The organism is Marinococcus sp. LNHM3E3-2.2, assembly GCF_056034385.1.
Genome location: NZ_JBQLIC010000002.1, coordinates 333,139 through 353,062, shown reverse-complemented (window position 1 = coordinate 353,062; position 19,924 = coordinate 333,139). Strand labels below are relative to the sequence as shown.

Annotated in this window: 19 protein-coding genes; 3 read left to right on the top strand and 16 right to left on the bottom strand. The window is 49.4% G+C overall.

What is annotated here, in order from left to right; translation table 11 throughout:
• Positions 1–29 precede the first annotated feature (29 nt).
• The 6 genes from rho to ACTRXF_RS04310 all read right to left on the bottom strand — a co-directional run bounded on the left by rho (position 30) and on the right by ACTRXF_RS04310 (position 6,448).
• Positions 30–1,307 (bottom strand): transcription termination factor Rho, encoded by a 1,278-nt coding sequence (gene rho, locus ACTRXF_RS04335; protein ID WP_322525560.1) that lies wholly within the window; start codon positions 1,305–1,307, stop codon positions 30–32.
• A 345-nt stretch (positions 1,308–1,652) separates the two neighbouring features.
• Positions 1,653–2,624: a class II fructose-bisphosphatase gene (gene glpX / locus ACTRXF_RS04330; RefSeq protein ID WP_322525559.1), complete on the bottom strand. Its 972-nt coding sequence runs from the start codon at positions 2,622–2,624 to the stop codon at positions 1,653–1,655.
• Positions 2,625–2,642: 18 nt separating this feature from the next.
• Positions 2,643–3,929, bottom strand: a complete 1,287-nt coding sequence (locus tag ACTRXF_RS04325; protein WP_474262427.1) for a UDP-N-acetylglucosamine 1-carboxyvinyltransferase — start codon at positions 3,927–3,929, stop codon at positions 2,643–2,645.
• Positions 3,930–4,179: 250 nt separating this feature from the next.
• Positions 4,180–4,824 carry a fructose-6-phosphate aldolase gene (gene fsa / locus ACTRXF_RS04320; RefSeq protein WP_091613202.1) on the bottom strand — a complete coding sequence of 215 codons (645 nt, stop codon included), beginning with the start codon at positions 4,822–4,824 and terminating at the stop codon, positions 4,180–4,182.
• 143 nt (positions 4,825–4,967) lie between these two features.
• Complete coding sequence (gene fba, locus ACTRXF_RS04315) at positions 4,968–5,831, bottom strand: class II fructose-1,6-bisphosphate aldolase (RefSeq protein ID WP_319632668.1); 864 nt, start codon at positions 5,829–5,831, stop codon at positions 4,968–4,970.
• A 248-nt stretch (positions 5,832–6,079) separates the two neighbouring features.
• Positions 6,080–6,448: a response regulator gene (locus tag ACTRXF_RS04310; protein WP_474262363.1), complete on the bottom strand. Its 369-nt coding sequence runs from the start codon at positions 6,446–6,448 to the stop codon at positions 6,080–6,082.
• Positions 6,449–6,562: 114 nt separating this feature from the next.
• Here ACTRXF_RS04310 and ACTRXF_RS04305 point away from each other — a divergent pair, with 114 nt between their 5' ends.
• The gene (locus tag ACTRXF_RS04305; protein WP_474262364.1) at positions 6,563–7,084 is read left to right on the top strand and encodes a DUF2529 family protein; all 522 of its coding nucleotides are present in this window, start codon (positions 6,563–6,565) and stop codon (positions 7,082–7,084) included.
• A gap of 63 nt (positions 7,085–7,147) precedes the next feature.
• Here the strand turns inward: ACTRXF_RS04305 and ACTRXF_RS04300 are convergent, their stop codons facing one another.
• The 4 genes from ACTRXF_RS04300 to ACTRXF_RS04285 all read right to left on the bottom strand — a co-directional run bounded on the left by ACTRXF_RS04300 (position 7,148) and on the right by ACTRXF_RS04285 (position 11,422).
• Positions 7,148–8,749: a CTP synthase gene (locus ACTRXF_RS04300; protein ID WP_474262365.1), complete on the bottom strand. Its 1,602-nt coding sequence runs from the start codon at positions 8,747–8,749 to the stop codon at positions 7,148–7,150.
• A 251-nt stretch (positions 8,750–9,000) separates the two neighbouring features.
• Positions 9,001–9,537, bottom strand: a complete 537-nt coding sequence (gene rpoE / locus ACTRXF_RS04295) for a DNA-directed RNA polymerase subunit delta (RefSeq protein ID WP_474262366.1) — start codon at positions 9,535–9,537, stop codon at positions 9,001–9,003.
• Between the two features lie 161 nt (positions 9,538–9,698).
• A complete protein-coding gene (panF, locus tag ACTRXF_RS04290; protein ID WP_474277982.1) occupies positions 9,699–11,150 on the bottom strand; it encodes a sodium/pantothenate symporter in 1,452 nt (483 codons plus the stop codon).
• The gene (locus ACTRXF_RS04285) at positions 11,147–11,422 is read right to left on the bottom strand and encodes a YhdT family protein (protein WP_474277980.1); all 276 of its coding nucleotides are present in this window, start codon (positions 11,420–11,422) and stop codon (positions 11,147–11,149) included. The genes panF and ACTRXF_RS04285 overlap by 4 nt, the downstream gene beginning before the upstream one ends.
• Positions 11,423–11,615: 193 nt before the next feature.
• Between ACTRXF_RS04285 and ACTRXF_RS04280 the strand changes: the two genes are divergently transcribed.
• Positions 11,616–11,807, top strand: a complete 192-nt coding sequence (locus ACTRXF_RS04280) for a hypothetical protein (protein WP_022794603.1) — start codon at positions 11,616–11,618, stop codon at positions 11,805–11,807.
• A 428-nt stretch (positions 11,808–12,235) separates the two neighbouring features.
• Here the strand turns inward: ACTRXF_RS04280 and ACTRXF_RS04275 are convergent, their stop codons facing one another.
• Positions 12,236–12,721: an N-acetyltransferase family protein gene (locus ACTRXF_RS04275; protein WP_474277978.1), complete on the bottom strand. Its 486-nt coding sequence runs from the start codon at positions 12,719–12,721 to the stop codon at positions 12,236–12,238.
• 182 nt (positions 12,722–12,903) lie between these two features.
• Between ACTRXF_RS04275 and ACTRXF_RS04270 the strand changes: the two genes are divergently transcribed.
• The gene (locus ACTRXF_RS04270) at positions 12,904–14,364 is read left to right on the top strand and encodes a carbon starvation CstA family protein (RefSeq protein ID WP_474277976.1); all 1,461 of its coding nucleotides are present in this window, start codon (positions 12,904–12,906) and stop codon (positions 14,362–14,364) included.
• 41 nt (positions 14,365–14,405) lie between these two features.
• Here ACTRXF_RS04270 and argS read toward each other — a convergent pair whose 3' ends face one another.
• The 5 genes from argS to ACTRXF_RS04245 form a co-directional block, all read right to left on the bottom strand.
• A complete protein-coding gene (argS, locus tag ACTRXF_RS04265) occupies positions 14,406–16,076 on the bottom strand; it encodes an arginine--tRNA ligase (protein WP_474277974.1) in 1,671 nt (556 codons plus the stop codon).
• Positions 16,077–16,080: 4 nt separating this feature from the next.
• Positions 16,081–16,518: a YwiB family protein gene (locus ACTRXF_RS04260; protein WP_322525549.1), complete on the bottom strand. Its 438-nt coding sequence runs from the start codon at positions 16,516–16,518 to the stop codon at positions 16,081–16,083.
• A gap of 159 nt (positions 16,519–16,677) precedes the next feature.
• Positions 16,678–17,496: a carbohydrate ABC transporter permease gene (locus ACTRXF_RS04255; protein ID WP_474277971.1), complete on the bottom strand. Its 819-nt coding sequence runs from the start codon at positions 17,494–17,496 to the stop codon at positions 16,678–16,680.
• Positions 17,496–18,440 (bottom strand): carbohydrate ABC transporter permease, encoded by a 945-nt coding sequence (locus ACTRXF_RS04250; protein ID WP_474278117.1) that lies wholly within the window; start codon positions 18,438–18,440, stop codon positions 17,496–17,498. The genes ACTRXF_RS04255 and ACTRXF_RS04250 overlap by 1 nt, the downstream gene beginning before the upstream one ends.
• Before the next feature lie 90 nt (positions 18,441–18,530).
• Positions 18,531–19,847: an ABC transporter substrate-binding protein gene (locus tag ACTRXF_RS04245; RefSeq protein ID WP_474277969.1), complete on the bottom strand. Its 1,317-nt coding sequence runs from the start codon at positions 19,845–19,847 to the stop codon at positions 18,531–18,533.
• Positions 19,848–19,924: the final 77 nt, after the last annotated feature.

Below are 19,924 nucleotides of genomic sequence, written 5' to 3'. Positions count from 1 at the left end.
CCCCGAAATTTATCAATCGTTCATTTCGTTTATTTCTTTCCGGTCGTTACTTTTCCCTGCTTGTCTTTTTGAAGCTCCTCAAAAAATTCTTCGTTCGTTTTGGTCTGCTTAATGCGCCGGATAAAGTGATCTACGAAATCCGGGGAATCGTTCATCGTCTTGCGGATCGCCCATAAATTATCCAGATGCTCTTTAGAAACGAGCAGTTCTTCTTTCCGGGTACTCGAGCGGCGGATATCGATCGATGGGAAAATACGGCGCTCGGCCAGACGGCGGTCGAGGTGGAGCTCCATGTTTCCTGTGCCTTTAAATTCCTCATAAATCACATCGTCCATCCGCGACCCGGTTTCTACAAGGGCCGTTGCCAGGATGGTCAGGCTTCCGCCTTCTTCAATATTACGGGCCGCCCCGAAGAAGCGCTTCGGACGGTGAAGGGCTGCCGGGTCAATACCACCGGAAAGCGTCCGGCCGCTTGGCGGCAGCACCAGGTTATATGCCCGTGCAAGACGGGTGATGCTGTCGAGCAGAATGACGACATCCTTTTTGTGCTCCACAAGCCGCATCGCCCGTTCAAGAACAAGCTCAGAAACTTTAATGTGGTTTTCAGGCACCTCATCGAATGTAGAGCTGGCTACGTCTCCGTCTACAGAACGCTCGATGTCTGTAACCTCTTCCGGACGTTCGTCCACAAGCAGCACGATCAGCTCGGTTTCCGGATGGTTTTCAGTAATACTGTTGGCGACTTCTTTCAAAAGCGACGTCTTTCCGGCTTTTGGCGGAGCCACAATGAGTCCGCGCTGACCGAAGCCTACCGGGGTAATCAGGTCGATAATCCGTGAAGAGGCGCGATTGGGATGAGTTTCCATCTGCATGCGCTCGTCCGGATACAGCGGTGTCAGAGCCGGAAAATGCGGGCGCTCTTTCGAAGAGTCCGGGTCCTCCCCGTTGACTGCTTCCACCTGCAGCAGACCGTGGTACCGCTCCGAATCCTTTGGCGGACGTACCTTTCCGGAAACCTTATCCCCATTTCTCAGGTCAAAACGGCGGATCTGCGAGGCAGAGATATAAATGTCCTCCGTGCTCGGCAGATAGTTAATCGGGCGCAGAAAACCGTAGCCTTCTGTCTGAATAATTTCAAGCACGCCTTCCATAAACATCAGGCCATCTTTTTCCGCCTGTCCTTTTAAGATCGCAAAGACAAGTTCCCGTTTGTTTAATTTGCTGTAATACGATACCTTGTATTCTTTGGCGAGCCGGTACAATTCTTTCAGCGTCATTGTTTCGAGCTCTGCGATGTTGACTGCCAATGCGGTCACCACTTTCTTTTTCTATTATGAATGTAAAAAAATAATCATGTATATTAGTTCCGTCAACGTGAAGAAACACTTACACTTTGTGAATGTAAGCTGCCTTTTTTATTTCCGTTATGACTTTCCGGCAAAAAGTATTGGGATAATTGGAAGATAAGAAAAGGAACGGATGCTCTGCATAAAGGAGAGGAGAACTGTTGAATGGCAGTAAACGTTTTACGAATACGGATAGTACTTCATTATTTTAACTTTGAACGCCTCTGTCTGCAAGTGAAATTATCAGCACGGAACGCTTCCGGTATAAAATGAGAAAAGGACAGGTATCCCTGCCCTCTGCCCGTTCTATTCGTCCCTGATAACAAAATCCGGCTTTTTCTGCACGTTGTGCTTGCCGTCAACAAAGCGGACCGTGCCTGATTTCGCCCTCATGACAAGAGACTGGGTCGTGGCTTTGGAGCTTTTAAAATTCACGCCCTTCAGCAGCTCACCCTCTGTCACACCGGTAGCGGCAAAGATGCAGTCCTCCCCGCCGACCAGATCCGACATAAGAAGCGGGCGGTTGACGTCGTCAATACCCATTTCTGTGCACCGGGCCAGTTCATCGTCGTTCTGCGGAAGGAGCTTGCCCTGCATTTCCCCGCCCAGACATTTAAGTCCGACAGCGGCGATAACGCCCTCCGGAGCTCCTCCGGAGCCGAGCAGTATATCCACGCCTGTTTCATCAAAGGCGGTATTAATCGCACCGGCCACATCCCCGGCAGGAATCAGCTTGATGCGGGCCCCGGTGTCGCGGACGTCCTGAATCAGTTTAGCATGGCGCTCTCTGTCTAAAATAGTGACAACAACGTCTTCGATATCCTTGCCTTTCGCCTTTGCTACGGCGTGCAGGTTGTCTGCGACCGGCGCATCGATATCAATTGTCCCGATCGCTTCAGGCCCTACCGCAATTTTATCCATATACATATCCGGAGCATGGAGAAGCCTTCCATGGTCAGCAATGGCAAGCACCGCGAGAGCGTTCCAGGAGCCGCTGGCGACGATTTCTGTACCTTCAAGCGGATCTACCGCCACATCGACTCTCGGGCCGAAACCGGTCCCGAGCTTTTCCCCAATGTAGAGCATCGGGGCTTCATCCATTTCCCCTTCGCCAATGACCACAGTCCCTTTCATCGGGATCGTGTCAAACACATCGCGCATTGCGCTTGTAGCCGCATCGTCGGCCTCATCCTTTTTTCCACGGCCCATCCAGCGTGCAGACGATAACGCCGCTGCTTCGGTCACTCGTACTAACTCCATCGATAGACTTCTTTCCATTGTTATACTCCCCCAAGCTTAAGAATTTTGAATTTCCTGCATTTCCTGTTCGCTGATAGTCTCTAAACGAATGTCAGCGCCCAAATAACGCAATTTGTGCTCAATTTTTTCATAGCCCCGGGCCACATGCTCAAACCCGGTAATAACGGTACGGCCTTCAGCCATCAGCCCGGCTACAATCAGGGCAGCTCCGGCTCTCAGGTCGCTTGCTGCCACCTGTGCTCCCTGAAGCTGCGCCGGCCCCCGCACAATCGCAGTGCCTTCACCGGTAGTCACGTCCGCTCCCATGCGCGATAGTTCATCCACATGCTTGAACCGGGACGGATAGATGGTGTCGTGAACAATCGTTTTTCCTTCTGCTCTTGTCATAAGCGCTGTGAACGGCTGCTGCAGATCAGTAGGGAATCCGGGATAAACGAGGGTTTTTAACTGCACGGCCTGCAGCCGGTCCGCCCCGGTGATCCGGACCGAATTGTCATACCATTCAACACCTGTTCCTGTTTCCCGGAGCTTGGCCGTTAACGCTTCGAGGTGATCCGGAATGACGTTGTCTATTACTACTTCACTGCCCATAGCCGCACTGGCAATCATATAGGTGCCCGCCTCGATCCGGTCAGGGATAATCGAATGAGTGCATCCGTTCAGTTCTTCTACACCGTCAATCCGGATAACGTTTGTTCCCGCACCTTTAATATTTGCTCCCATATTTGTCAAAAGCGTGGCTACGTCGATAATTTCCGGTTCCTTCGCGGCGTTTTCGATGACTGTCCGGCCTTTAGCCATGACTGCCGCCATCATAATGTTAATCGTCGCCCCGACGCTCACCACATCCAGATAAATGCGGGCGCCTGTCAGCTCTTTAGCGTGAATATGGAGCGAGCCGTGTTCATTTTCGACCGTGGCACCGAGAGCTTCGAAGCCTTTGATATGCTGATCAATCGGCCGCGGGCCAAGATAGCAGCCGCCCGGCATGCCGATAACCGCTTTTTTAAACCGGCCGAGCATCGCCCCCATCAGATAGTAGGAAGCACGCAGCTTCTTTACTTTGCCGTTTGGCATCGGTATCGGACGAACATTCTTTGCATTGATTTTCATTCGGTGATTTTCTGTTTTTACATTCGCTCCAGCGTCCTGCAAAATTTCAGCCAGCGTGTCGATGTCGTGAATGTCGGGAAGGTTCTCAAGAGTCACATGGCCATTTGCCATCAACGCTGCCGGAACAAGCGCCACTGCACTGTTTTTCGCTCCGCTGACCGATACCTGTCCTTCAAGCGGCCTGCCGCCTTCAATAATCATTTTCTGCATGCAATCATCCTCTATAGTCATTATCCAGCATCCTCAGCCAGTCTGTATGGACGGCATGTAAAAGCTGAAGCCCGGGTCCGGATCCGGGCAGGAACTCTTCTTTTTATACTATTTGTGTCCTACTAATCGTTAAAAGTGTTTTCTTTTTTCAGCATAGATGTTTTTCCACTTATTAGCAAGAGAATTTGGCTGAATTTTCATACAAAAAAAGCTTCTGCAGAAACCCTGCAGAAGCCTGTGCTGTTTTATTTTACTGCTTGCGATTTTCCCAGTCGCTCAGGAATTTTTCGATTCCCTGATCTGTAAGCGGATGCTTCAGAAGGCCGGGAACGACCTTAAATGGAATGGTCGCAATATGGGCGCCGCGGGCCGCTGCTTCTGCCACGTGAGTAGAGTGGCGCACGGATGCAGCAATGATTTTCGTTTCAATGCCGTGAACGTTAAAGATCTCGGAAATTTCACTGATCAGGTCCAGGCCATTGTGGCCGATATCGTCCAGACGTCCAAGGAATGGGGAGACGTATGTTGCTCCTGCCCTTGCCGCAATTAACGCCTGTACGGAAGAAAAGACGAGCGTAACATTTGTCTGAATGTTTTCTTCTGTAAAGACCTTTACGGCTTTCATGCCTTCGAGTGTCATTGGAACTTTAACCGTAATATTCGGAGCGATTTTTGCGAGCTCCCGGCCTTCCGTGATCATGCCTTCTGCTTCAGTCGAAATGACTTCGGCACTGACAGAACCGTCGACGATAGCCGTAATCTCTTTTAACCGTTCATGAAAGTCGACGCCTTCTTTGGCGACGAGACTTGGATTCGTGGTGACGCCGGCGAGAATCCCGAGGTCATTCGCCTCTCTGATTTCATCAACATTCGCTGTATCTACAAAAAACTTCATGCATGTTCCCTCCTATTATTTAGTACTCTTTATCCAGTTCAAGCAAACGCTTGCAAATCATTTTACTATGAGAAGAAGAAAGTAAGGCGGAGAAAGAGGCGGCCCGGTAACGGGCCCCCTTTTCTTCGCTTCATACTCATTAATTACGCCTGGTTGGAAGAACCAAATTCCTGCATTTTGAACTTCACTGTTTCTTTGACGGCATCGCGTGCCGGGCCGAGGTATTTACGAGGATCATACTGGTTCGGCTGCTCTGCCAGCACTTCTCGTACTTTCGCCGCAGAAGACATCTGGCTTTCCGTGTTTACGTTCACTTTTGCGTGACCGTAACGGATCGCTTTTTTCACGTCTTCTGTTGGAATGCCTGTACCGCCGTGCAGAACGAACGGAACGTCCACGAGCTGCTGGATTTCTTCCATACGGGTAAAGCTGAGGTTCGGCTCGCCTTTGTATGGACCGTGCACAGAACCAAGCGCTGCTGCAAAGCAGTCAACACCAGTCTGCTCTACAAGCTCTTTACATTCTGCAGGAATAGCGTAAGCTTCTTCCGCTTCAGAAACGACTAGGTCGTCTTCCTGTCCGCCTACACGGCCGAGCTCGGCTTCTACAGATACGCCGATCGCGTGTGCAGCGTCTACAACGCGCTTAGTCATTTCAATGTTGTATTCAAGCGGATGGTGGGATCCGTCGATCATTACAGAAGTAAACCCTGCTTTCATTGCCTTCATGCAGTTTTCAAAGCTCGAACCGTGGTCGAGATGAATGGCTACAGGTACTGTTACGTTGTATTCTTTCATCAACGCTTTTACCAGAGTAACGACTGTTTCGAAGCCACCCATGTAACGGGCTGCGCCTTCAGAAACACCGCAGATTACTGGAGATTTTTCTTCTTCAGCCGCCTGAAGAATGGCCTGGGTGAATTCCATGTTGTTCAAGTTGAATTGTCCTACGGCATACTGATTTTTTTGTGCTGTTTTCAGCATTTCCGTCATTGATACCAATGGCATAAAAAATATCCTCCCTCTTCGTTTCAAGCAAAATGTTTGAGCAGCTTCCATACATAGTAAATATATTTAAGCGCACGAAAGCATCTGCAGCTTTTATTCAGGCTGCATCGGGTAGTGTGTATTAAAGCGTAATAATAATATGATCAGGGCGTCTTCACTGTCAGATACTTCCGCTTGAAAACAGACCGACTATGCTATGTAGATCTTACTCAAATTCTTTTTTCATTATAGCATATCGAGGCCAGTTGTCACCCTTCTTGCGAAAGTTTGCCGATGACGCTCTTTAAGTTTTCAATGTCAAACGGCTTGGCGATATAGTAATCCGCTCCGTTCTGTCTGGCCGCTTCCACCTGTTCCTTTTCACCAAAGGCAGTCATTATAATCACATAGGCGTCTTCGAGGCGGGAGGCGCTTTGAAGCTCTTTAAGCAAGGTAAGCCCGTCGATCCCCGGGAGTTTCATATCGATGATAAAAATTTCCGGCGTCCATTCTTCCACCATATGTAAAGCAAGCTCGCCGTTATGTGCTTCTTTGACGGTGTACCCCTCTTCTTCGAGTACCTCTTTTAAGAGAAGCCGGATTCCCATTTGATCATCTACAATTAACACCCGTTCCATTGCATGAATTCCTCCTTCTCTACTTTCTTCTCCCTGCAGTATATATTACTATGAGATTTATGACCACGTATGTTTCAGCCATCCATTAATTTCACAGCAGAAAAGAGGATTTTCATGAAAATTTTTTCCACCCAGCTTCAGGGTAAATTTCAAAGCATCATGGACCAGGAAGAAGAGTTTGAAGACGCAGCGCGTCTGGCTGTCCAGGCTGTCAGGGGACTGGGCAGGCTATGGGTCGCGGGATCTCCGTCCGCTCATTCCATTGCCCTGGCGCTTGCTGCTCAACCGGACGCCCCGGAAGGAACAACGGCCATTATACCTTCTCCCGAGACCGAAGCCCTGTCCGAGGTCGACCGTTTGCTTTTAATCATTCACCCCGACGAACACGAGGAGATGCTTTCGTTTATCCAGACATGCCAAAACAGCGAAACACCTTTAATTATTTACACGCAGGACGACGCCCGGATAAATGAACTGCTCGGGCCGTTAAACTGCCATATTACAGCACCCTCGGCCGAACCGGTCATTCCGGATGAAAAGGGAGAGCGCTACGGGGACCCATTTGCTTTATCGGCTTTCTTCGCCGGTCAGCTTTTATATTTATATATTAAAGAATTATCGGATGAACTCGAATAAAGCAGAAGTATTCTGCACAAAAGAAGCCTGGATGGCGTAGACACCATCCAGGCTTACTTTTATTTATTCCCCTGCGGAGTAACGGATAAATTCGCGGAATAAAGGCTGCGGGCGGGTCGGACGGGAAACAAATTCCGGGTGAAACTGCGAAGCAACAAAGTAAGGATGGTCTGCTACTTCAATAATTTCTGCCAGACGTCCGTCCGGGCTCGTACCGCTGAAAATAAATCCGTGGTTTTCGAGCTGCTCTCTGTACGCATTGCTGAATTCATAGCGGTGGCGGTGACGTTCATAGACGATCTCTGCCTCATCGTAAGCTTCCTTTGCCCGGGAGCCTTCTTTTAGCTTACAAGGGTAAAGACCGAGCCGGAGCGTTCCGCCAAGATCTTCTACATCCTTCTGCTCCGGAAGCAGATCGATTACTGCGTTTTTGGCGTCAGGATGAAATTCTGCCGAGCCCGCATCTTCTATGCCCGCCACGTTTCTTGCAAATTCCACGCTTGCAAGCTGCATGCCAAGACAAATTCCGAGAAACGGAATTTTCTGTTCACGTGCATAGGTGATCGCTTCAATCTTGCCCTGGATACCCCGGTCGCCGAATCCTCCAGGCACAAGAATGCCATCGGCATTCTTCAGACGCTCCGCTACATTATTTTTATCCAGATCCTCCGACTGCACCCAGTCGATTTCGATGTCTGCATCAAAGTGATAGCCGGCGTGCTTCAGCGACTCTGCTACTGAAAGATACGCATCCGGAAGCGCTACATATTTTCCCACCAGGGCAATACGTACCGTTTTGCTTAAGTTTTTCACCCGGTCGACGAGCGCTGTCCATTCCGTCATTTCTGCCGGTGGCGCTGTCAGCTTCAGGTGATCGCAGACGATCTGATCCATATGCTGGCGCTGCAGTTCAAGCGGGATCTGGTACAACACTTCTGCATCCCCTGCTTCAATAACAGACTCTGAAGGAACGTCGCAGAACGAAGCAATTTTTTCCTTCATGTTTTCTGGTACCGGCTTTTCTGTCCGGAGTACAATGACGTTCGGCTGTATCCCGATGCCGCGCAGCTCTTTGACGCTGTGCTGCGTCGGTTTGGATTTCATTTCTCCTGCTGCGGATAAGTATGGAATTAACGTACAGTGTACGTACATTACGTTGTCGCGTCCGACATCGCTTTTGATCTGACGAATGGCTTCAAGAAACGGCAGGCTTTCAATATCGCCGACCGTACCGCCGATTTCTGTAATTACTACATCGGCTCCTGTTTCTCTTCCTGCACGGTACACCCGTTCCTTGATTTCATTTGTGACGTGCGGAATAACCTGTACAGTGCCGCCGAGATAGTCGCCGCGCCTTTCTTTGCGAATAACGGAGGAGTATACTTTTCCGGTCGTAACATTGCTGTTTTTGCTGAGGTTGATATCGATAAAGCGTTCATAGTGTCCGAGATCCAGGTCTGTTTCCGCTCCGTCGTCTGTAACGAAAACTTCCCCGTGCTGATACGGGCTCATCGTTCCCGGGTCCACGTTGATATATGGGTCAAACTTTTGGATAGTAACACTAAGTCCTCTGTTTTTAAGCAGTCTTCCGAGGGAAGCTGCTGTAATGCCTTTACCTAACGAAGATACAACGCCGCCAGTAACGAAAATATATTTACTCGCCATATACCTATCTGCCTCTCTTTATATAAATGTTCTTTAAAATAGTTCTTCCAGGGCCCATACCGCTAAACAGGCTTCCTTCGCTTTTCTTTGTTCATAAAAAAAACAAAAGTGGCGCCCTGCCACCATATGGAGGGGGCACACTTTTGTTTGTCGTTCATGCTTATATAGGTATCATTTTCACCTTTACGTCACAGCCCAAAAATGATTGTACCTATACGAGTTTCGAAAGTCAAGATTTCACCAAGATAAAATTAACGGTTCTCCTCTTCACTTTCCTCTGTATTGTCGCTTCCACTGTCTTCTTCCTCATCTTCTTCATCTTCGTCGAAGCCTGGTCCCGAGTTACCCGGCTCAAAGCCTTCAAGATCGTTATCATCAAACGTGTCTTCATCGGCATCGTCTTTTTTAGAGATGGCGTCCAGGTCATCAGAGATATCCACAAGGTCGTCGTCATACGTTTCTTCCTCCGGATCAATCTCTTCAGCAAGCTCATCGGAACCCTGTACTGTATGGCTCAGCTCTTCATCTGACTGATCGAGAGGATACCATCCGCGAAGACCCCAGTGGTTTTCGCCCAGATGCACAAACCGTCCATCCAGATTCATGGATGTAAACAATTTGATCATCCGGCTTTTTCTTTCCTCTTCTGTGTACCCTTTTAATTCCGTCAGACGGTCCATAACTCTCGTATAGCCTGATGCTCCGCCCTCTTCTTCGAGGATCATATACGCCAGCTCCATCGAAGACATTTCCCTTACTTTTTCTTCGCTCAACTCGTTTATTTTCACAGCTTCATCGCTCCTTTTCACGAACATGCCCTTATGCTGATTCCTTTATATTAATCGCTTCATCGCTACGAAAATTCATACCTAAAATTATAAACATATTTCGAAGGAAAATTCCATAATTATTATTCAATTCTTACTGATAGAATTTACCGGCCACCTGCCTAATTGTTTTCCAGGGGCCTCCATTCGTTCTGCTGCCGGCTTGTAACAAGAGACACGAGCACAAACGCTGCAAGCGAAAATAGAACAGGCATGGCTACTTCGTGCATACCGAGCCACCCCGGGAGCCAGATTGAAATAATCATGTACGACGCGATACCGGTGATCATCGCTGCAAGCGCTCCCCATCCATTTGCCTTTTTCCAATACAGCCCTAAAACGATTGGCCAGATAAACGCGGCTTCCAGCCCTCCAAAGGCAAACAGATTCAGCCAGATTAAAAACTCCGGCGGGCTCCACGAAATAGCTACCACGATAATGCCGACTGCTGCTGTAACAATCAGACTCAGCAGGCGTATTTTGTTTTCCGAAGCGTCCGGCCTGATATAGTTAATGTATACGTCTTTGACTACTGAGGAGCTGATCATCAGAAGCAGAGAATCCACGGTGCTCATGATAGCCGCCATGGGTGCTGCCAGCACGATACCGGCCAGCCATCCGGGAAGAACGCTCATCGTCAGCTCCGGCATAACGGTATCGGCAACTTCAATGCCCGGGACGACGACGCGGCCCATCACACCGGCCATATGCATTCCAAACATCATAAAAGCAACCACTGCCGTTCCGATAAGAAGCGCACGGTGCATAGCAGCCGAGCTTTTATATGACATCGCCCGTACTGCCACCTGGGGCAAGCCAACCACTCCCACACCGACTAAAATCCAGAATGACGATACATAGAGGGCGGTTAAATCCCCGTCTGCGCCAAACGGTGTAACGAGGTTTGGGTTTTCCTGATAAAGGGAGGTCATGATGTTGTTCATGCCGCCCCCGGCTATCAGTGTAGCGGTAAAAATAATCAGCGTACCGACGACCATAATAATGCCCTGTACCGCATCTGTCACCACCACTGCCCGGAAGCCTCCGATGATTACATAAAACAGCACCGCTGCTGCAAACAGAAACAGGGACGCCTGATAGCTCATGCCGGTAACCGATTCGATCAGTCTCGCTCCACCTACCCACTGGGCGGCCATAGCGGAAAATAAAAAGATTACAATGCTGAATGCTCCCAAAATGACAACCAGCCCGTTATTGTAGCGGGAGCGGAGAAAATCCACCAGTGTGACAGCCCGGTACCGGCGGGCCATGACGGCAAACCGCTTCCCGAGGATCATCAGCGTGAAATAGCCGGTAACCACCTGCGACATGGATAACAGCACCCAGCCAAGCCCGCGGTCGTATGCAATGCCGGGACCTCCAACGAAGCTGCTCGCACTGCCGTACGTCGCAACCATTGTCATGGCCAGCACCAGTCCTCCAAGCTCACGGCTTCCTAAATAGTAGTCATGAAGAAAAGAAGCGGCACCCGACCTTTTTTTAGCCGACCAGATACCGATCGCAAACGTAAAAAGTAAAAAAACGACTAATGGTACAATCACTTCTATATTCATCGGTCTTCCTCCTGATCAAGAGGAATATCGCGGAGGACGAACTTTACGACAAACCAAAGAGTAACGAGTAAAAGCACCGGTCCGAGTACGCAGCTGTAAAAAAGCCAGTCAGGCATACCCAGTATGTATTGATAATTCTGAGGCTCTCTGCCCCCAAGCCCATATGCAAAACCAAACCACCAAATAAAATGGCCCACAGCAATAGCAACACCAAGAAGCGCTTCCCTGGCTGTGAGCTGCTGCAGCTTCCTCTCTTTTTCTTCCAGGCTCATGACCATCCTCCATTTATTTCGTTCCTTCAAAAACTTCAATTAGTTTAGCTGATTTACAAGTCTGCTGCAACTATATTGACAAATCGTTCCTGTTTCACGAGAATATACGTATTATGCCTGTACTTTCAAGTGATGTTTAATCATTATAAAAAAGGGTAATGTAACTTAATAAAGTCAAAAGGTGTTGATGTAAATGGCTGGCGAAAAACAATTTGACCAATTCGAACCTGGAGAAGTCGTTCATTATGAAGGCTATGAAATGAAAGTTATTTCTGAATTTGAACGCACGGTTATTGTAGAATTCAGTGATTATCCAATTGTGGGAAAAGAAGAAGAATTTCCTTACCACCGCATCGTTCTATTAAAAAATGAAGTAACCCATTAAAATAATCATCTATCAAGTGCAAAGCTGCTTCCTCACAAAAGAGGAGCAGCTTTTTTATTTTATAGAAGCGAAGACCCGGGGTCAGGCCATGTCCAGCTCCATGGGTTACCAGCCCAATCCATTCGTGATTTCAGATCGTTTGCGACTTCGTCTCAAGCCGACTGAAACCGACGAGCCGTTCGGTCTGGTGACCAACGCCCTCCGCTTTTCGGGCCAGTTCGACGTTGCTACAGGAGACAGCGGTCTTAGTCGAACTTCCTTTAACCCGGGTGTTACTGTTTCCTCTATTCGCCAATCGCGTTTTTCTCTGTCCAGCTCCGGAAGCCAACGATGTCGCATCCCTTCAGACCTTTGTCAAAGTGAAAAAGCCACTTTTCCAAAGCTCTTCCAGGGTACGCATCGCTGGTCAGGCTTCCTCCGCTTTTCTTTTACATCTCTTTTTCCATAATAAGCATCGGAATCTGATAGCCGCCGAATTCCCCCTGAAGCTTTTCCTTTTTCTCGAATCCCTGTTTTTCATAAAATTTCTGACCGCGTGTATTTTTTTCCTCTATATAGACGCGGATCTTTTTAGCATTCGGCTCTTCCATCAGCGTTTCGTCAAACAGCTGTTTTCCAATCCCCTGGCTTTGATATTCAGGAAGCAGGTACATAGCAGACATTTTACAGCTTCGCTTATCGTCGATCGGTCCTAAATCAGAAAATCCCACGACTTTCCCGTCCACTTCAGCTACTTTGGAGGTATGCTTGGATATTCGGCGCATTAACATCTCATCGTTGTAGGCCTGACTTAAATACATCTCCTGTGCCGGCAGCGGAATAATGCCCTCATAGGCGTCATACCAGCAGTCTCTTGCTACTTCACGGATTCGGTCCAAGTCTTTATACTCCATCGAACGGATAACTACGGCCATATCGTTTCCTCCTTCTGCATGGTAGCATGTCTTCCTGTTATTCTTCTCGATCTACCATTATTTACCCTTCCTATCTGCAATAAAAACCGCGCGGACCTGCTTCATTTTCTGCTTGACGTTTATGATTTCCAATTGTATAACTAATCTGTAAGCGTATTCAAATTTTCCAGGAGGACGACATCATGATTACTTTTATCATCGCAGTAGCATTACTGGTTATCGGTTATTTTACATATGGCGCTTTTATTGAAAAATTATTCACTACAAATGAAAAACGGGCGACTCCTGCCTTCACTAAACAGGATAACGTGGACTACCTTCCTATGGGGACGAAGCGGAATTCCATGATTCAGCTGCTGAACATTGCAGGCGTCGGCCCGATCTTCGGTCCGATTATGGGCGCTCTTTACGGCCCAGTTGCTTTTTTATGGATCGTGTTCGGCGCTATATTTGCCGGAGCGGTGCACGATTACTTAACCGGAATGATTTCCATCCGGAACGGTGGCGCCCACCTTCCTCAGCTTGCCGGCAAATTTCTCGGCAAGTCGATGAAACATATTGTAAACGGGTTTTCAGTGCTTCTTTTATTATTAGTTGGAACCGTTTTCGTCACTGCTCCTGCGGAGCTGCTGAGCGGTATTCTTCCAGCAGGAATCGGCCTTGCTGCTATTATTACCGTTATTTTCGCCTATTATACTCTCGCAACGCTTCTTCCGGTCGATAAAATTATCGGCAAGATTTATCCAATTCTCGGGGCGCTCCTTCTGCTCAGCGCTGTCGGTATCGGAGGAGGGCTTATCGTTCAGGGACAGCCGATTCCGGAGCTTTCGTTCCAAAACATGCACCCGGATCAGGCACCTATTTTCCCGCTGTTGTTTTTAACTATTTCCTGCGGGGCTATCTCCGGCTTTCATGCCACCCAGACACCAATTATCTCCCGCACCACCCAGAGCGAAGGCAGCGGAAGAAAAATTTTCTATGGCATGATGATCGCCGAAGGCATCATCGCCATGATCTGGGCCGCTGCTGCCATGAGCATTTTTAACGGCGTGTCCCTGAATGAAATCATCGCTGCCGGCGGTCCCGGAGCTGTGGTTAGTGAAGTTTCCATGACGATGCTTGGTGCCGTCGGCGGTACGCTCGCAGTCATTGGGGTTATCGTTCTTCCAATCACATCCGGCGATACTTCGTTTAGAAGCGCCCGGATGATCATTGCGGACTACTTCCGGATCAATCAAAAGAAAATGCCGAACCGTCTTTGGATCGCACTCCCATTGTTTGTCGCTTCGTTTGCTTTAACGAACATGGACTTCACCATTTTATGGCGGTACTTTTCCTGGGCCAACCAGTCCACCGCCATGATCGCCCTGTGGGTCGGTGCCATGTACCTCGTGCTTGCCGGGAAAAACCACTGGGTCGCTTCGATTCCAGCCACGTTCATGACCATGGCAACGTTCACCTACATTTTGAACGCGCCGATCGGCTTCGGACTTCCGATGGAATTGAGTTATATTATTGCAGCTGTCGGAACACTGATTGTTATCGCCCTGTTTGTTAAACGGGCCCGAGCCTATGTGGGAACCAGGTTCCCAGTCGACGAACAGATCGAATCCGCATATGAAAAAGCTCCCGCGAAAGCATAACAAAAAGGCACCTCCCATTTCGGGCGGTGCCTTCGTCGTTATTACATCGTTTCCGGCGCGTTCACGCCGATAAGATCGAGACCATTCTGAACTGTCGTCTGGACTGCCTTCGCCAGTACGAGCCTTGCCTGGGTTTTCGGCTCATCCTCCGCGTCCATCACGCGGTCTGCGTTGTAAAAGCTGTGAAACGCAGAGGCCAGTTCATGAAGATAGGTGGTCATGCGGTGCGGAGCATATTTGTCCGCTGCAATCGCGACTTCTTCCGGAAATTCCCCGATTTTTTTCAGCACGTCCATTTCTTTTTCACTGTGGATCGGCGTCAAATCGGCTTTCGGATCAAAAGTGATGCCGCGCTCCTCCGCCTGACGGAAAATGCTGCAAAGCCGTGCATGAGCGTACTGCACGTAGTATACCGGATTTTCATTGGACTCTGATTTAGCCAGGCTCAGGTCAAAGTCCATGTGAGTGTCCGGACTCCGCATCGCAAAGAAATACCGTGTGGCGTCAATGCCGACTTCGTCCATTAGATCCCGGAGGGTTACTGCCTTCCCGGTCCGTTTGCTCATTTTTACACGCTCGCCGTTTTCAAACAGGTTCACCATCTGAATGATCTGCGTTTCGAGCTGTTCTTTATCATGGCCGAGCGCCTGTACCGCTGCTTCCATACGCGGAATATAGCCGTGGTGGTCTGCTCCCCAGATATTGATAACTTTTTCAAAGCCGCGGCCGAATTTGTCCCGGTGATACGAAATATCCGGCAGCAGATAGGTGTAGGTACCGTCGTTTTTCACAAGTACACGGTCTTTATCGTCCCCGTAACGGCTCGAACGGAACCATACCGCCCCATCTTCTTCGTATGTTTCTCCCTGGTCGTGCAGGTATTGCAGCGTTTCTTCAACATTGCCATTTGTATAAAGAGAGGTTTCCGAATACCACACATCAAAACGGACTCTGAACTGCTCAAGATCCTGCTTCAGCTTTTCGATTTCACGCTTCAGGCCGTACTCGCGGAAAAACTCGAGCCTTTCCTCTTCCTCGACGTGGACGAACCGGTCTCCCTGTTCGCTTGCAAGCTCTTCGCCGAACTGGCGCACGTCTGCTCCCTGATAGCCTCCTTCAGGCATTTCCATCTCCATGCCGAGGGCTTCAAAGTACCGGCTTTCGACCGATCTTGCCAGGTTTACGATCTGATTGCCGGCATCGTTAATGTAATATTCACGCGTCACGTCGTAGCCGGCAAAGTCCAGAATGTTGCAGAGCGAGTCCCCAACGGCCGCGCCGCGGGCATGACCGAGATGCAGATTGCCGGTCGGATTCGCCGATACAAACTCCACCTGAACCTTTTTCTGCTTTCCAACATCAGAGCGGCCATACTCTGCCCCCTGATCAAGCACTTCCGGAATCACATCAATCAAATAACGGTTATCCATAAAAAAGTTAATAAAGCCGGGCCCCGCAATTTCAATCTCTTTGACGGAGGCTTTGTTTGTGTTTAAGTGGTTCACGATGTCTTCGGCGATCGCCCGAGGTGCTTTTTTTGCCACGCTTGCGAGCTTCATCGCCGCGTTCGAGGCAAAGTCCCCGTGGCTTTTTTCCTTCGGGGTTTCAAGCACAATCTCCGGGACGTCCTCCCCCCGGGCAAGTCCAGCCGCTTCAATTGCCGCCGCAATTTCTGTTTTTAACTGCTCTTTCACCTGATCCATTATATTCATATGCTTATGCGTCCTCCTCAATAACGATCGAAATTTCGTAACGCCCTACCGGCGTCCCCTGCAGTACCAGCCGGTAATGAAAATCAATATGCATCACCCAGCCGAGGTTGGCCTTTGTCACAGCCAGATGGTCTGTTACCGCTTCTGTATGAAGCCGGCCGTAGCCCATGTCGTAGGTGCCTTCGGTACGCTCGCCGTACGCGTATACCTGACGCATGGCCACGGCCCCGCTTCGGAGTACCATCACCTCTGCATTTCCGATTTTCAGCGTGGTCTGTACCTTTCCTATGCCCTCAAGCTCTTCTTCGAACCGGACATACGTCCATTCCTGCTTTTCGTACATTTCGCCATCTGCGTTCAGCTGGATGGTTTCACGTTCATCTTCCTGCTGCATATTGGTTGTCATAGCGACTTTTACCGGGGTCTTTGCTGTGTCTGCCACGATGAGCCACCTTTCTCTATGCCTGCACATACTCGCTTTTAACGTTCCGGTTAATCACTGTCTTATTTTAACACGACTTCACGCATTGAGAAGGGAAAATTGATCATTTGAAAAGCCTGCAGACAAAAAAGCTCCCCTGCCGGAGCAGAGAAGCTTTGATCATCCTTTAACCGAGCCGGCAAGCAGACCGCGGACAAAGTATCTTCCAAGCACAATATAGACTATAAGCGTCGGCAGGGCGGCAAGCATGGCACCGGCCATCTGCACGTTCCACTGCACGATCTGGCTGCCGGATAAATTCTGCAGCGCCACCATAACCGGCTGGCTGTCTGCGTTCGTGATCGTTACCGCAAACAAAAATTCATTCCAGATGTTCGTAAACTGCCATATGGCTACGACGACAAATCCCGTAATGGATAGCGGAATAATGACGCGCCGGAATATCTGCAGAAAACCCGCGCCGTCAATTTTCGCTGCTTCAATCATTGTATCGGGGATATTGGCATAAAAGTTTCTAAACATCAGGGTAGTAATCGGCAGACCGTACACTACGTGGGTGAGAATCAGCCCCGGAATCGAGTTGTACAATTCAATACTCCTGAGAAATTGGATGAGCGGAATGAGGATGCTCTGATACGGAATAAACATCCCGAACAGCAGCACGGTAAAAAGAATTTCCGAGCCCTTGAACTTCCATTTGGACAGCACATATCCGTTCATCGCCCCGAGCAGCGCGGATAAAATCGTTGCCGGGATAACCAGATAAAAGCTGTTCGCCAGGTTCGGAGCCAGGGCAGAAAAGGCTTCCGCGTAGCTTGAAAAGTCGATCGCTGTCGGAAACGCCCACATCGTAGCGAGACTCACTTCATCGAGCGGCTTCAGGCTGGTTACTACGATGACGTAGATCGGTGATAAAAACAAAAGCGACATAAAAATGGCAAGTGCGTATTTGAACACCGGCGTTAATCGAATGGCCATCAGCCTTCCCTCCTTCGATTGGCGAGTAAGTACGGTACGATGAATACAGCGACCAGAATGAGCATTACCATGGCGATGGCTGCCCCGTTTGCATAGTAATTGGCACGGAATGTGGTTTCAAACATATACACGCCCGGAACGTCGGTTACGAAATTAGCCCCCGAGCCGGTCATCGCGTAAACAAGATCAAATATTTTCAGCGAAATGTGCGCCATGATAATAACAACACTTACTGTAATTGGCAGAAGCAGCGGAATGACTACCTTCATGTATACCTTCCACTCTGACGCCCCGTCGACCCGGGCAGCTTCCCGGAGCTCTTCCGGAATCCCGCGCAGACCGGCCAGGTACATCGCCAGGGAAAAGCCGGTCATCTGCCAGACGGCCGCTATGACAAGCGCGATAATAGCGACAGGAAGACCGAATTCAATACTCCCCCACTGAAAGCCGCCCAGAATATTCGTGTCGGTGTACCAGAGCGGTTCGATACCAAAGAACGCCAAAAATGTATTGTAGCCGGTGGACGGGTTCAAAAGCCACTGCCAGACGACCCCCGTCACAACAAAGGAAAGCGCCATTGGAAAAAGAAAAATATTGCGGAAAAGCGTTTCGGCCTTTAACTTCTGGTCGATAAGCACCGCCAGGCCGAGCCCGCTTACAATCACAAACCCGATAAATAAAAGTGTAAAAAACAGAGTGTTCCTTAAATCCGCCTGAAAACGGAAGTCCTGGAACAGGTATATATAGTTTGCGAACCCGGCAAACGAAAAGTCCGGTGTCAGGCTGTTCCAGTTGCTGAGCGAGACGTACCCTGTCCACCCGATAAATCCGTATACAAATACAGCGACCAGTATAAACGAGGGAGCGATAAACGCCACGGCCCACCAGCGGTCCCTGACTGCTTTTTTACGTTTCACCCGGTCTTTTGCTGCTGTTTTGTCCATTACTTCGTCGGCCATCTTCCATCCCTCCTTTGAACAAAAGAAGCCCGGCACCGCTTTCACCGGCACGGGGCTTCTTTCTGTTAATTCATCCTATTGTTGTTCTTCCTCAAGTGCTGTCTGCATCGATTCCATCAATTTCTCTTCATCGCCCTGGGTGACGAAGATATTTACGGCCTGGTTCGCTTTCGTCACGAAGCCTTCAGAGGCAGCTGAACCGTGCGCAAGACTTGGCGTGAGCGATGTCTCCTGGAAGTCTTCCATCGTATCCTGGCCATATTCGTCGTATTTGGATTCATCCGCGTCCACACGTGCCGGGATCGATCCTTTTAATGGGTTGAACGCGTCCTGTCCTTCCTTCGAACCGAGGACGCTCAGGAATTCTTTAACCTGTTCCGGATTTTCCACCCCTTTTGGCAGACCGAAAGTATCAGTGATGACTATGAATTCTTCCGATGTTCCAGGGAACGGCGTGTAGCCGAAGCCTTCATTCACTTCCAGGCCAAGGTCGTTTACAAAATAGCCTTTCGCCCAGTCACCCATGTTAATCATGGCAGCTTCCCCGTCTGCAACCATCTGCGCTGAGTCCTGCCAGTTTCTCGAAGCGTGATCTTCGTTTACATATTCAAGCATTTTCCCAAACTGTTCAGTGGCTGTTGCTACGCGCTCATCATCAAAGCCGACTTCCCCTTCCCAAAGAGCTTCGTAGTCTTCCGGACCGAGGTTGGCAAGCAGCAGGTTTTCGTAAATTTGTGTAGCCGGCCAGGATTCTTTATCACCCATTGCAAGCGGCGTCACTCCTGCAGCTTCAAGCTCTTCTGCGACTTCAAAAAATTCGTCGATATCACTTGGCGGTTCGATGTCGTTTTCTTCAAACACTTCCATGTTGTAAAACATGACGTTGCCGCGGTGAATATTGACCGGTACGGAGTAGATATCGCCATCCGAGCTGACCATATCCACTAGCTCTTCCGGAAACTTGTCATTCAGCTCTTCCTCTTCGTAAAAATCATTGAGCGGCTCCATTTTGTCTGCTGCCACCCAGCTGTCATTCAGCTCAGCTCCGCCGTGCACCTGGAACGTGGATGGCGGGTCGTCACCCTGCATTCTTGTAGCGAGCACTGCTTTAGCATTTGTACCAGCACCGCCGGCTACAGCGGCGTTTTCCACCGAAATATCGGGATTTTCCTCTTCAAACATATCGATTAAAGCCATCAGACCGTCTTCCTCGCCAGCGCCTGTCCACCAGCTGAAGATTTCTACTTCGGCGTCGCTTCCACCTTCCCCCGAGCCTCCGGAGCTGCCCTCATTTTCCGAACCGGAGCCGGAATCCGAACCGCCTCCCCCACAGGCTGCCAAACCGAACAGCAGCAATGAACTTCCTACCAGACCAACACTCTTTTTCAACATGAACCCTCCCCCTCGCAGGAATAAATATGATTTTATGATAACGCTTACAATTTTGATTATAAGTTAGGTTCCTGCGA